Origin of the sequence: Ruegeria sp. SCP11 (assembly GCF_040329455.1) — a bacterium.
Taxonomy (GTDB): domain Bacteria; phylum Pseudomonadota; class Alphaproteobacteria; order Rhodobacterales; family Rhodobacteraceae; genus Ruegeria; species Ruegeria atlantica_E.
Map to the genome: position 1 here is coordinate 90,641 of NZ_JBDZYG010000011.1, position 12,844 is coordinate 103,484.

A 12,844-nucleotide genomic window follows, 5' to 3' on the forward strand; every position below is an offset into this window, starting at 1 on the left:
TTTACGCTTGATTTGCGCTTTACGCAAAAGAAAATATGATGAGAGTGCAATCTTACCCACGGGTAAGAAAACAAGGGGCTAGAGGGCCGTTACCGATTCGGGCGCCACGCGATTCGAAGACCTCAGAATAACTGGCTGTCATCTCAAGACTTGGGGGGACAGTAATTATCTAAACACCCCATTTAGGGGGACAAGTGGCGTCAATAAGGGGACACTCAGCATGTCCCCCATCACCAATACTTCACCTATTTTCTTTTTAAATTTGATTTGGATTTAGCCTCAAACGGGCCACAAACCACTCTCTTCTTGACAGAATCGAAGCTTTGGACGCTAATCAGGGCATCATTACGAAAAGCGTTGGCAAACAACGCATCAGTGGCGGTATCATCCGTCAGAGGCAGACAGAGCGGTGAGAACGGGAATGCAGGTTGCAAAACCGGTTGGGCGAAATGCGCCCGCCATCAAGTATGACATTCTATCGGCGTTGACCGTGCATGCCCTGTCCGGAGACAAACACCGACAGCGCATTGTACTCCGTGTCATTGCATTGATTACCACCCGTTACAACTGGCGCAGCAACGAGCTATCGATCGGACGGGAAGAGATCTCCCGCCTTTGGTCGGTGAATGAGCGCACTGTCAAACGCGAGATGTCAAAGCTTCGGGCGATGGGTTGGGTTTCGGTTAAACGACCCGCAGCGCGCGGGCGGGTCGCGGTTTATGAACTGGACCTGAAACAGATAATGATCGACACGTCCGAGATCTGGCCCGTAATTGGCTCGGATTTTCAGGCACGTATGTCGGACGAGCCTACGGAGGATACCAATATTGTGCCCTTCAAAGTCAAGCCACCCCCGCTTGATGAATCCGAGGGCGATGTTTGGACACGGGTACAGGCCATCCTGCATGGGCGCGATCCTGAGTTATGGGCCAGTTGGTTCCGGCATCTGTCCGAGGCTGATCGGGCAGGGGGGGTGGTCACGCTGATGGCACCTTCTCGGTTCATGGCGGACTACATCGCACAGAAATGGACCGGGCGGCTGCTAGCAGCATACAGTCGCGTTGACCCCGCTGTGCGCAGTGTGCGCTTTGAGGCAGCAGAGTAGCCAACGTTCAATCACAGCTTGAATTTTTCTCGACTATACGCGACCTGAAGGTATGAATAAATTCAACTGTCCCAATTGCGGGTCATTTTGCCCGGTCACTTTGATTGACGCGAAAGTTGTGACTTGCCCCTCATGCAACACCACGCTTTTCTTGAAGGGCGACCATATTGCGATGGCTGGGAAGCAAGGTGTTATGCACGACGCACCGCTGCTGTTCGAACTTGGCGACACAATCGAGTTGGGGCGAAAATCCATTCAGATCCTTGGCCACGCGCGATACTCCTATGGTCGCGGGTTCTGGGATGAGTTCTGCGGAGTATCTCAGAAGGGCACAATTTCGTGGATATCGGTTGATGAGGGCGACGTGGTCGAACAGGTTCGTATCTCTGACGCGCAGATGCCCAAAGCCCGCCCTCCGTTCAAACCCGGTGAAGCGCTGGAGTTCAAAAGTACCACCTACACCGTCACTGAAGTGGAAAAGGCCGAGTGTATCGCCCTGAGCGGGCAATTCGACGAGGAACTGCAAGTGGGCGAGACCTATGCCTTCGTCAATGCCGCGGCTGATGGATACAGACTTCTGTCCGGGGAGTTCTGGGGCGACGGGGCAATTTGGTACGAGGGACGCTGGTTCGATCCGTTCGGTGTGAAGGTAAATCGGCACGCATGACCAGGACGCCTGAGCTTACCTCTATCAACTGTATTTCTTGCGGGGCCGGATTGGACGTTCTCGGCGGTGGGCGGGTAATAGTCAAAATCTGCGAATTTTGCGGATCAGAACTGGATATGCTGGACAACTATAAGGTTCTGCGCAAGTTCACCGAACTGAAGCGACCCGGCACGCCGTTGTCGATCGGGATGCGCGGCACGCTTTATGGTGTTGAATTTGTCATCATCGGTCTTGTCGAGCACACCGAACGGTGGGCAGGGCGCGTCTATACCTGGATCGATCATCAGCTCTATTCGCCAACACACGGGTATGCCTGGCTGACGTTGGAAAATGATCATCTGGTATTTTCACGGCGCTATCGGGGAACTGGTTGGTTGTCGGAACGCGTGGTTGAGAGTGCGGCACGTCAACCCACTATTCGAATAGACGGAGAGTCCTTCCGGTATTTCGAAACCACGCACAGTGCGATCACCTATGTCGAGGGCGAGTTTACCTGGAGCCCAAAGATGGGCGAGCGAACTGTGACCGTTTCGGCCATGTCGAACACGGCGATGCTGGGATTCTCGCAGACGGGAAATGAGCGCGAGGCTTATCGCTCGGTCTATGTTCCCAAGGCTGAGGCCGAGGCGGCCTTTGGCGTCGCGCTGGACCTGAACCCGTTTCGCATTCATCCGTTGCAGACCTTTGTAGAGGGGCCGAACTATCGCTTCCTGCTGATAAGCTCGTTTGTCTTTGCGACGCTTTGTCTGGTGATGGCCTCGGTTTTCAGCCTGCACAGCGGGCGTGACGTCTTGCGCAATTACAGGGTGGACGTGCTTGATTTGCCAGTCGAGATTGCCATTCCGCTTGAGGCCGACAACAAGCTGGCGTCGATCTCGCTTGTCGGGGATGTGCAGAACAGTTGGGCCTATCTTGAAATGGAGATGCTGGACCCGGACGGTGAGCCATTGTTCGAAGCGGGTCGTACCATTGAATCCTATTCGGGCCGAGATTCCGATGGGCGCTGGAGCGAAGGGTCTCCGGTTACCAGTTTGCGGTTTCGACCGGAAATCAGCGGGACCTATACCCTGGCGCTGGCGGTGGCCGAGCAGGGGTTGTGGCGCGGGCAGGGCGTTGGGCATGTGCCTGACCGACCTGTCTCGCGTTTGTCATTGGATGTCCGGGCCGGTTTGTTCACCGGCAAATGGATGACAGTGCTGGGCGGGGTATTCGGGGCGTTGTTCCTGTTTCAGTTCGGGCGTAAATGGCTACATCGAAAGGCACGGTGGTCCGGGTCTGACTGGGTAGACGAGGACTAACGTGACAGCCTTTCGGATCATCTTTCTTCTGATCTCAACCGCAGCTGTCGGGGCTACGGGGTACGTATCATATCACGGTTACGGGGCGGAAAGCCGTGACCTGGACACATCCGTTCGCGTCGGCAGTGGCGGCGGCGGATACTATCGGGCAAATCGCGTAAAATAGCGGGGACTTTATGGAATATTTTGCAGCCATTCAGATTGCAGAGATTATCAGTACGATCTTTTACACTTTCCTGGGCGTCACGCTGATGTGGGTGGTCTGGAAGGTGATCGACTGGCTGACTCCGTTTTCTATCGTCCGCGAGATCGAGCACGATCAGAATATCGCATTGTCCATCCTGATCGGGCTGCTGTTCGTCTCGGTCGCAATTATCATCGCCGCCGTCATCCTGTCATGACACCGGCCCGCGCGGTTGAAGCCCGCGCTGCGTGGCTGCTGGTCGCGACGTTTCTGGTCGCCATCGCCGGTCTGATCTACGAACTTATCGCCGCCACCCTGTCCAGCTATTTGCTCGGGGACTCAGTGAGGCAGTTTTCACTGGTCATCGGCATCTTTCTTTCGGCCATGGGGTTGGGGGCTTGGTTGTCGCGTTTCGTGACCCATGCGTTTTCGGGCTTTGTCTGGGCGCAAATCCTGTTGGGAGTCGTGGGCGGCTTCATGGCGCCGCTGCTGTTTTTGAACTACGCGTGGATGGGGCACGTCACGACGCCCTTATATGCAGCACTAATGACCATAGGTGTGCTGTCGGGGATGGAGATTCCCCTGATTGCGCGGGTCCTGGAAGAGATCGGCGCGATGAAGTTCCGGTTCGAAAACGTCCTTAGTGTAGATTATGTGGGCGCGCTTGTGGCCTCGTTGGCTTTTCCATTGTTGGTTATCCCACATTTGGGGTTGATGTCGGCCAGCCTCGCGTTTGGTGGGTTGAACCTGGCCGTCGCCGGACTGTCGTTGCTGTTGTTTCGGCACTGGTCCAGCCGTTTGCAGGTGGTTGTCTGGGCGCTGGCCTTTGCAGCGACATTGGTTGCGTTGTGGCAATCGGAAAAACTGGTATCTGTCACCGAGGCCGAGTTGTTCGAGGATGATGTTATCCTGTCCGAGGCGACGCCGTATCAGCAGATCACGGTGACGCGGTATCGCGACCGGGTGCGGCTGTTTCTGGATCACTCGATCCAGTTCGATACGTTGGACGAGCATCGGTATCATGAACCGCTGGTTCATCCGGCGATGGCGCTGGCCCCAAGACGCGCGGATATTTTGGTGCTGGGCGGCGGTGACGGCATGGCCGTGCGCGAGCTGCTGCGTTATGACGACGTCGAAAATGTGACACTGGTGGATCTTGATCCGCGTGTGACGCAGATTTTCCGCGAGCATCCCGATCTGTCCGAGTTGAACGACGGTGCCTTGTCCGATCCTCGCGTTACCCTCGTCAACGAGGACGCTTGGAAACGTCTGGAGTTAGACACCCGGATTTATGACGTGGTCATCATTGACTTGCCGGACCCGAAATCCATCGCGCTGTCGCGGCTCTATACCCGTCAGTTCTATGGTCTATTGGCCGAGCGGTTGAGCGGGCAGGGGGTTTTGGTCACGCAGGCCGGATCACCATTTTTTGCCCGCCAGGCGTTCTGGTCTGTGGTGAATACGTTGGAAAGCAGCCGTAACCCGCAACAACGGGGGCAGGGGCTGTATGCCATGCCCTATCACAGCTATGTGCCCAGCTTCGGGGAATGGGGGTTCGTGATGGCCTCACTCGCTCCGCTTCCAAGGCGGGATTTAGACTTGCCGGACGGGCTGAGTTTCCTGACTAATGACGCTTGGCAGGCCGCGCAGGTATTTGGAGCGGATATGGACCGCATTGAGGCCAAGCCGAACACACTCCAGACCCATGTGCTTGCGGGGTATTATCTAGACGGCTGGGATTACTGGTTCCGTTGAGCCTCGGCTGACGCGGGTGATTTCGACCCGGTCCGGGCGCAGCTCTTGTTCCAGGACCGCGGCCGCTTCGTCCGGGCGTGCGTTGCCGCACATGAAGATGTCGATGGCGGCATAGGCTTTCTCGGGCCAAGTATGGATCGAGATATGCGACTCGGCCAGCAGCAGAACACCTGTCACCCCACCGTGACCGCCGAATTTGTGCAATTTGCACATCAGCACCGTGGCCCCGGCAGCTTTGGCCGCGTGCATCAGGGCGGCTTCGATCCGCGCGGTATCGTCCAGCGCATAACCGCCGAAAACATCAATCAGAATGTGTGTTCCCATCGCAGGGGCGGCGCTGAAATCCATATTTTGCACTTACCGACAATCCGGCGGAATGGGAAGATGCCGGGCAGGTGCGCGCAGATGGTCTATTGAAACTCTCGCCGAATTAGTATACCGCCGCATACAAAGAAATGCCGGGATTGGTCAAACCGTCGTGAACCCGGAGCAAAACGCCACCAAAAGCAGATAGCCGGAACAGCCATGAGCCTTTATACAGACTACCTCAGCGAGATCGAAACCCGCAAAGAACAAGGGCTGCATCCCAAGCCCATTGACGATGGTGCTCTTGTGAAAGAGATCGTCGCTCAAATCAAGGATGCAGGGAACGAACACCGTGACGAGTCGCTGAATTTCTTCATCTACAACACGCTGCCCGGCACAACCAGCGCCGCAGGTGTAAAGGCGAAGTTTCTTAAAGAGATCATTCTTGGCGAGGCAGAGGTCGAGGAGATTTCGGTTCCCTTCGCATTTGAACTGCTGTCCCACATGAAAGGCGGTCCTTCGGTCGAGGTTCTGCTGGATCTGGCGCTGGGTGAGGATGCAGCGATTGCCGAGCAAGCCGCAGAAGTTCTGAAATCTCAAGTCTTCTTGTACGACGCTGACACTGATCGCCTGAAAGCGGCTTATGAAGCTGGCAGCGCAGTCGCGAAAGACATTCTGGAAAGCTATGCCAAGGCTGAGTTCTTCACCAAGCTGCCCGAGGTTGACGAAGAGATCGAGGTTGTGACCTACGTTGCAGCTGAGGGAGACATTTCGACCGACCTACTGTCGCCCGGCAACCAGGCGCACTCGCGTGCCGACCGCGAACTGCACGGCAAATGCCTGATCTCGGAGAAGGCGCAACAGGAAATCCAAGATCTGAAAATCCAGCACCCTAACAAGCGTGTAATGCTGATCGCCGAAAAAGGCACCATGGGCGTGGGGTCGTCACGGATGTCGGGCGTGAACAACGTGGCGCTGTGGACTGGTAAGCAGGCCAGCCCCTACGTGCCCTTCGTAAACTTCGCACCGATTGTTGCGGGCACCAATGGTATCTCGCCGATCTTCCTGACCACCGTGGGGGTGACCGGCGGTATAGGTCTGGACCTGAAAAACTGGGTCAAAAAGGTGGATGAAGACGGCAATGCCATACTGAACAATGACGGCAATCCGATCCTTGAAGAGAAGTATTCGGTTGCAACCGGTACAGTTCTGAAGATCAACACCAAAGACCACAAGCTCCTGAGCGAAGATGGCGAGGAACTTGTGGACGTGTCCTCGTCCTTCACGCCGCAGAAAGTGGAATTCATGAAGGCGGGCGGTTCCTACGCCATCGTTTTCGGCAAAAAACTACAGACATTTGCGGCTGAGACGCTGGGTGTCGAAGCACCTCTGGTCTTTGCCCCGTCGAAAGAAGTCAGCCACGACGGTCAGGGCCTGACCGCGGTCGAGAAAATCTTCAACAAGAACGCCGTGGGTACAACTCCTGGCAAGACCCTGCACGCTGGTTCCGATGTGCGTGTGAAGGTCAACATCGTTGGCTCGCAGGACACCACCGGTCTGATGACCATGCAGGAGCTTGAGGCAATGGCCGCGACGGTTGTGTCGCCCAGCGTGGACGGCGCCTATCAGTCGGGCTGCCACACCGCATCGGTCTGGGATGCCAAGGCGCAGGCAAACACACCTCGTCTGATGAAGTTCATGAATGACTTCGGCCTTGTCACCGGTCGTGACCCGAAAGGCGTCTATCATTCGATGACGGACGTAATCCACAAGGTGCTGAACGACATCACCGTGGACGACTGGTCGGTCATCATCGGCGGCGACAGCCACACTCGCATGTCCAAGGGCGTCGCCTTCGGGGCTGACTCGGGCACCGTGGCGCTGGCGCTGGCAACCGGTGAAGCCTCGATGCCGATCCCGGAATCGGTCAAGGTGACCTTCAAAGGCAAAATGGCCGAGCACATGGACTTCCGCGACGTGGTGCACGCGACTCAGGCGCAGATGCTGGAACAGCATGGCGACAACGTGTTCCAGGGCCGCGTCATCGAAGTGCACATTGGCACGCTGCTGGCGGACCAGGCCTTTACCTTCACCGACTGGACCGCCGAAATGAAGGCCAAGGCCTCGGTCTGTATCTCAAATGACGAGACCTTGATCGGTTCGCTGGAACTGGCCAAGTCGCGCATCCAGATCATGATCGACAAGGGCATGGAGCACGAAAACGGCATGCTGCAGAAGCTGATCAACATCGCTGATGCGCGCATTGCCGAGATCAAGTCGGGCGCAAAATCCGCTCTGCGCCCCGATGACAACGCGAAATATTTCGCGGAGGTTGTTGTCGATCTGGATCAGATCGTTGAGCCGATGATCGCCGACCCGGATGTCAACAATGCCGACGTCTCCAAGCGCTACACCCACGATACGATCCGTCCGATCTCGTACTACAATGCCGAAAAGCACGTCGATCTGGGCTTTGTTGGTTCGTGCATGGTGCACAAGGGGGACATCAAGATCGTCGCCCAGATGCTGAAGAACCTCGAGAAGGAAACCGGAAAGGTCGAATTCAAAGCACCGCTGGTTGTGGCCGCCCCCACCTACAACATCATCGACGAGTTGAAGGAAGAGGGCGACTGGGAAGTTCTCGAGAAATACTCGGGCTTCGAGTTTGACGACCTGTTCCCGAAAGAGAAGGCACGCACCGAGTACGAGAACATTCTCTATCTTGAGCGTCCCGGCTGTAACCTCTGCATGGGTAACCAGGAGAAAGCCGCCAAGGGCGACACGGTTCTGGCCACATCGACCCGTCTGTTCCAAGGCCGCGTCGTGGCGGATGCGCCGGACAAGAAAGGCGAATCCCTGCTGGCATCGACCCCGGTTGTCGTACTGTCGGCGATTCTGGGCCGGACGCCAAAGATCGAAGAGTACAAGGCGGCGGTCGAAGGCATTGACCTGACCAAGTTCGCCCCGCCTGTGGTGCCGGAGAACACCAAGTCGGCGCACTTCTAAAATTTTTCAGGCCGGTTCAAATTGAACCGGCCTGATTTTTTTCCGACGCAGCGTTCAACTACCTGTCAGGAAAACACCAGCTCCTTGACCGGCAGCAGGATCGCCTGCGCCCTTAGAACAATGGCGTTTGCGATTCCCATGCCATCAACGATCCGCGCTATAAATGCGGAGAATCCGGTGATGTCTCCGTCCTCGATTTCTTGCGCGCGGCTGGTATAGGCAACCCCGACGCAGGCGCTGCCGGGTGGGATGTGATCCAGATGCGCCGGAAAGATCGGCATAAGGAAAGCTGTCACGGTGCCAGGACGCGCGCGGTCCTGTTGATCAACCAATGCATCTCCGGGGCGGAATTGTCCGGCCGCAATGGCGTCCTGTACCTCATCAACGACCATCGGGATAATAACCAGAGGCTTGGCGGGGCAGGTGATTTCCACCAGCATTCCAGGTTTCAGAACACTTACCGAGATTTGTCCGAACGCAGCCACGAAGCGTCCTTGGCCCGTGACGTCCGGCACCAGAATGCCTGCGGGCCGCAGGATGGGATTCACGATGTCGCCCGGCTTCAGTAGAAACTGCGTGACGGTGCCATTGACCTCGGCAACGACAGTGGATTTAGCGATTTCAGCCTCGGCTTCCACTAAAACAGCGCGCGCACTTTCGCGTTGCGCTGGCAGCAAGGTGCTCTGGCGCAGCTTGATCCCGTCGAGTGCCGCAATTGCGGCAGTACGCTGGCCGTCTGCGCGAGAGACCGCCGTTTGCAACCGTTCAAGCTCCTGTTCGCTGACAGTCGCATCATTGCGCTCGGCCAGCGACTGGCGGCGGTTCAGATCATCCGAGGCCTGACGGAAATCTGCCTCGGCCGCCTCGACCTGCGCCTGAGCCGCGGCAATATCAGTAACGATCACGCCGAGGGCGGCGTCGATCTCGTCGATCCGGCGGCGGGCAGTTTCCACGGCCGCCTCTTGCCGGGTGGTATCCAGCCGGAAAATGGCCTGCCCGGCTGTCACATTTTCGTTGTTGGTCACATAGACCTCGGCCACGCGCCCACCACGGTCGGAGAGAATGGTGATTGTTCGAAAGGCAGCTGAGACGTTCCGTGTGGAAGGGTGGAAATAGAAGATGACGGTTATCAGGGTTACGGCCAGGATGGCACAAGAGGTCAGACCCCACCGCAATTCGTACCAGATATTGAACAGAGTAATCTCATGGCCCCACCGTTTGCCCTGTTTATAGCGACGATAGAGGTAGTCCGGCACGATCGTGATCAGGGCTGAGAAGATAAGTTCAAGCATCGTCCTGTCCCGCCTTGACGTGCAAGGGGAAGATTTCGTGTAGCGGAACGGCGGCGATCAGAATGGCAGCAATCCAGAACGCGTTGTTCAGTGTGAACAGGGAAATCAGGCCCAAGACACCAACCAGCTGCATTTGCACTTTGTGCGCTCCGGCAGCCATTCGGTCGGGGATGGCTTGAATCGTGAAATAAAGCGCCCCGAACCCCAGCAGTACAAGGACGAGAAACACTCCGACTGTGATCAGAAAACCATCGGTTTCGCCAGGCGGCGTGACCCAAAAAGGCAGCCGGGCCAAGGCCTCATCAGAAATAGAACTTTCCATCGGCGCCCCCGTTTTCCAAACGATATTTGGCAATGATAGGCGCACATATTCAATTAGATCAATGAATTTGCCGGATGTGGGTGTGCAACAGACCACGTGACCTGACTGTTCTGTGTTACTACAGGAGGCTGAGCCTCGGCCGAGTTGCAAAGTACCAAATACGCCGAGTTGTTTGGGTGCTTGCAACACATTTTGGCACCAGCCCAGCGAAGTGTTGGAAAGGACAAGGTCCGGAAACGAGTTGGCCCTTGCGGAGGCTGAGTGCACCTCGGTCTGGTCAAGGTTTGCGCGACTTGAGTCGCTAGCGGTTTGCCAAGGAAGGCTGATTGGTCGCGTTGAATTTCGCGGCGGTCGACTTCTTAGTCTGGAACTTGAAGTGTTCAGCGTCTCAACCGTCCAAACAGACCGACCCAAGCCTTATTCAGGCTTGGGTCATCTCCTACTCGGCCGTTGTTAGAGGGGTAACCGGCAGAAGACCCCCCCCAAACTATTGGTTCGAGGAGGTTGGGAGGGAACAGTTGATCAGCGATAGACGTAGATCGGGCTTGTCCAGGTGCGACAGCCATCTTCCTGCGTCAGGCGGATATAGATTGGGTTATCGCCGGTATCTTTCAGCGCGATCTTGCGAGTGAACTTCAACGACCGGTGAGTGTTTTCGGTCGGCAGGCGGAACACTTTGACAAAGCGCGGCAGTTCGCCGGATTCGTCAAAAACCGTGTCCTCCAGCCCGATCTCGGCAATCGGCTTTTCGAATTTTACCAGTGGCGTGTCCAGCTTCAGTGTACCCTTGTCGCCATATGCCAGCGTCACGTCGAAACCGCCGAAGTTGCCGGTAGTCAACGCTTTCCACGACAGGTTATTGCCCTCGCGTTCCAGCGTTTTGTCGCGGTTCAAGAAGTTCAGGGGCGCGGCACTGACCACGCTGTTACCGGTCACTTCGGCGCCACCGTCCCAGATCACTTCGCGGAATCGGCCACGGTATTCGGCACCCTCCCAGTGAACGCGGATGCGATAGCCCAGCTCGTCCTCGGTATAGGGGCGCACGGTCTCGATCAGCTCTTCACCATTGAAGATGTCAACCCGCTCGATAGGGGCAGTGGTCTCGACCGAGACGTTCAGCTCCATCTCGCCCGATGGCAGATGCACGATGTCACCCATCAGCGCCTCGGTCGCTGCTTTGCCTTCGGCATTGTCGAACAGTGCCGGGTCGTCGTGATACAGTGTGCCGGTTTCCGAGAACTGGCCTTTCAGATCAATGATCATCCGGCCGTTCGGGCCACCGGTCGAACCGTAGTGGCGACGCTTGCGCTGACAATCCAATAGGGATTCCCGGTCCAGCTTGTCCATCAGGAAGCAGGTCAGGCCACCGATGGCTCCGAACTTGCCCGCGCCCGGGTAAGACGCGCCGGGGCGGCCCTTGTGACCGTCCGAGTTGGTGACCACACCGACGCGATAGCCCAAGCGGAACGCATCGTGCAGGATCCATTCGAAGCTGCCCCACGAGGAATGCACTTCGACCGATTTTTCGAACCGGCCATCGTGCGAGACCGAGATATCGGCATAGCGACCGCCGCAATGGGCGTACATTACAACGTCCCATTCCTCGTTCTTTTCCAATGCCGCGAACAGTTCATTGCAGGTCAGCGCGTCAGTGCCGTCGGTGTCGCCACCTTCGATCAACGCGTGTGACGAGCGGCGGATGATGCGGTCATCGGTGGGGAAGAAGACGTTGCGGTCACCGCCCAGCGAGGTGTTGCCCGACCATTCATAACCCGGCAACGCGACGTATTCGCCCGGACGGTCATGTTCAGTTGTCAGACGGTTCAACTCGGCCCAGAACTCGTCGGTGATCTGGAAGTCGTTGCCTTGGTGGGCGCAGGCGTCGACAAAGGCCAGCTCGCGCGCAAAGGTGAAGTACTGATCTGCCGAACCGGTGCCGATGGTTTCCTCGGACTGGCCATGCATGTCTCCCCAGAAATGGATCAGATCGGTATCCTCAACCACCAGCGGGTTCGATTCCGCCACAACCGCACCGCTGGCATCTTTCAGACGCAGCGAGACACGGCCCGGTGCAGACACCGACAGGCCGGGAATCTGCACGGCGCGCTGACCGGGGGTGAAGGTGACGCTGTCCGGCAGACCGTCGACCTGACCGTCCGCCTCGATGGTCAGCGTGGTGTCACATTTGTCGGACGGGTTGCCCCACTTGTCTTCGCCTTTCATCTTCAGGGCGAACTCCTGACCCACACGGCGACGGGTGGGCAGCACGGCGATAAAGCGTTCAGGCGTGCCGGGCACGATCGAGATCATCGGCTGATCCGGCAGCGGCTGGAAGTTGTAGGTCGCGATGGGGTCGGCCAGTACGCGGAACTCGAACGTGTCCTCGCAGAAAGTCTGCAGGCGCATGCCCGGTCCGCCGTGATCGGTGACACCGAAGCGGATGGTGATGGTTTCGCCTTCGGTCAGGTAGCCTTTGACCACCTTGATCCAAAGAGTGCGATCCCACGGGCGCACATTGGCCTTGGGGTCCCAGCGTACCTGTAGCACGGCACCGTTCGATGCCTCGACCGTGGTGTAGTTGGCCCCCTTGGGATCATCGAATTGCGGGCTGCTCTGGTCCGAGGCGAAGCGGAAGCATACGCGCAGGCTGCCTGAGTCGTCGATGCCGTAGAGACCTGCGGTGTAGGTCAGCGTGAACGAGGCGTAGGAGCCGGCTTCGAAATCCCCGTCCGGGGTGATCGAGGCTTTGCCCAACTGATCGACCGGGATTGCGTGGCGGACAACACCGCTGTTGATGTCGGTCCAGGGAGTGTCAGAACTGTGATTAGGCAAGACGGTATCAGTGTCTTTGGCAGACATGGTTCAGTCCTTTTCGTATCTGAAGTTTAGGAAAGGTGGATCGGGGCCAG

General features: G+C 57.2%; 10 protein-coding genes. 6 read left to right on the forward strand and 4 right to left on the reverse strand.

Annotated elements, in window-relative coordinates; genetic code table 11:
* Positions 1 to 421 precede the first annotated feature (421 nt).
* The 5 genes from ABLN94_RS17095 to ABLN94_RS17115 all read left to right on the forward strand — a co-directional run bounded on the left by ABLN94_RS17095 (position 422) and on the right by ABLN94_RS17115 (position 5,009).
* Positions 422 to 1,105, forward strand: coding sequence for a DnaA N-terminal domain-containing protein (locus ABLN94_RS17095; protein ID WP_352994553.1), 684 nt, complete (start codon positions 422 to 424; stop codon positions 1,103 to 1,105).
* Between the two features lie 193 nt (positions 1,106 to 1,298).
* A complete protein-coding gene (locus ABLN94_RS17100) occupies positions 1,299 to 1,772 on the forward strand; it encodes a DUF4178 domain-containing protein (RefSeq protein WP_352994556.1) in 474 nt (157 codons plus the stop codon).
* 116 nt (positions 1,773 to 1,888) lie between these two features.
* On the forward strand, positions 1,889 to 3,070 hold the full coding sequence (locus ABLN94_RS17105; RefSeq protein WP_352994559.1) for a DUF4178 domain-containing protein: 1,182 nt from the start codon (positions 1,889 to 1,891) through the stop codon (positions 3,068 to 3,070).
* 176 nt (positions 3,071 to 3,246) lie between these two features.
* Positions 3,247 to 3,471, forward strand: coding sequence for a DUF350 domain-containing protein (locus ABLN94_RS17110; RefSeq protein WP_352994561.1), 225 nt, complete (start codon positions 3,247 to 3,249; stop codon positions 3,469 to 3,471).
* On the forward strand, positions 3,468 to 5,009 hold the full coding sequence (locus tag ABLN94_RS17115; protein WP_352994563.1) for a polyamine aminopropyltransferase: 1,542 nt from the start codon (positions 3,468 to 3,470) through the stop codon (positions 5,007 to 5,009). Before ABLN94_RS17110 ends, ABLN94_RS17115 begins: the two co-directional genes overlap by 4 nt.
* Here the strand turns inward: ABLN94_RS17115 and speD are convergent.
* On the reverse strand, positions 4,980 to 5,357 hold the full coding sequence (gene speD, locus ABLN94_RS17120) for an adenosylmethionine decarboxylase (protein WP_352994566.1): 378 nt from the start codon (positions 5,355 to 5,357) through the stop codon (positions 4,980 to 4,982). The genes ABLN94_RS17115 and speD overlap by 30 nt on opposite strands.
* A gap of 177 nt (positions 5,358 to 5,534) precedes the next feature.
* Between speD and ABLN94_RS17125 the strand changes: the two genes are divergently transcribed.
* Positions 5,535 to 8,321: a bifunctional aconitate hydratase 2/2-methylisocitrate dehydratase gene (locus ABLN94_RS17125; protein ID WP_352994568.1), complete on the forward strand. Its 2,787-nt coding sequence runs from the start codon at positions 5,535 to 5,537 to the stop codon at positions 8,319 to 8,321.
* Between the two features lie 65 nt (positions 8,322 to 8,386).
* On the opposite strand, the gene ABLN94_RS17130 is transcribed toward ABLN94_RS17125, so the two are convergent.
* The 3 genes from ABLN94_RS17130 to ABLN94_RS17140 form a co-directional block, all read right to left on the reverse strand.
* Positions 8,387 to 9,613 carry an HlyD family secretion protein gene (locus ABLN94_RS17130; RefSeq protein WP_352994570.1) on the reverse strand — a complete coding sequence of 409 codons (1,227 nt, stop codon included), beginning with the start codon at positions 9,611 to 9,613 and terminating at the stop codon, positions 8,387 to 8,389.
* Entirely contained in the window at positions 9,606 to 9,935 is a 330-nt protein-coding gene (locus ABLN94_RS17135; protein ID WP_352994573.1) for a hypothetical protein, read from the reverse strand. Before ABLN94_RS17135 ends, ABLN94_RS17130 begins: the two co-directional genes overlap by 8 nt.
* A 522-nt stretch (positions 9,936 to 10,457) precedes the next feature.
* Positions 10,458 to 12,794 carry a DUF3604 domain-containing protein gene (locus tag ABLN94_RS17140; RefSeq protein ID WP_352994576.1) on the reverse strand — a complete coding sequence of 779 codons (2,337 nt, stop codon included), beginning with the start codon at positions 12,792 to 12,794 and terminating at the stop codon, positions 10,458 to 10,460.
* Positions 12,795 to 12,844: the final 50 nt, after the last annotated feature.

What these genes read in the sequence shown, in the direction of transcription:
- ABLN94_RS17100 (WP_352994556.1), top strand. Translation starts at nt 1,299, where the DNA reads ATGCACGACGCACCGCTGCTGTTCGAACTTGGCGACACAATCGAGTTG.
- ABLN94_RS17110 (WP_352994561.1), top strand. Translation starts at nt 3,247, where the DNA reads ATGGAATATTTTGCAGCCATTCAGATTGCAGAGATTATCAGTACGATC.
- ABLN94_RS17140 (WP_352994576.1), bottom strand. Translation starts at nt 12,794, where the DNA reads ATGTCTGCCAAAGACACTGATACCGTCTTGCCTAATCACAGTTCTGAC.
- ABLN94_RS17095 (WP_352994553.1), top strand. Translation starts at nt 422, where the DNA reads ATGCAGGTTGCAAAACCGGTTGGGCGAAATGCGCCCGCCATCAAGTAT.
- ABLN94_RS17115 (WP_352994563.1), top strand. Translation starts at nt 3,468, where the DNA reads ATGACACCGGCCCGCGCGGTTGAAGCCCGCGCTGCGTGGCTGCTGGTC.
- ABLN94_RS17125 (WP_352994568.1), top strand. Translation starts at nt 5,535, where the DNA reads ATGAGCCTTTATACAGACTACCTCAGCGAGATCGAAACCCGCAAAGAA.
- ABLN94_RS17105 (WP_352994559.1), top strand. Translation starts at nt 1,889, where the DNA reads ATGCTGGACAACTATAAGGTTCTGCGCAAGTTCACCGAACTGAAGCGA.
- speD (WP_352994566.1), bottom strand. Translation starts at nt 5,357, where the DNA reads ATGGATTTCAGCGCCGCCCCTGCGATGGGAACACACATTCTGATTGAT.
- ABLN94_RS17135 (WP_352994573.1), bottom strand. Translation starts at nt 9,935, where the DNA reads ATGGAAAGTTCTATTTCTGATGAGGCCTTGGCCCGGCTGCCTTTTTGG.
- ABLN94_RS17130 (WP_352994570.1), bottom strand. Translation starts at nt 9,613, where the DNA reads ATGCTTGAACTTATCTTCTCAGCCCTGATCACGATCGTGCCGGACTAC.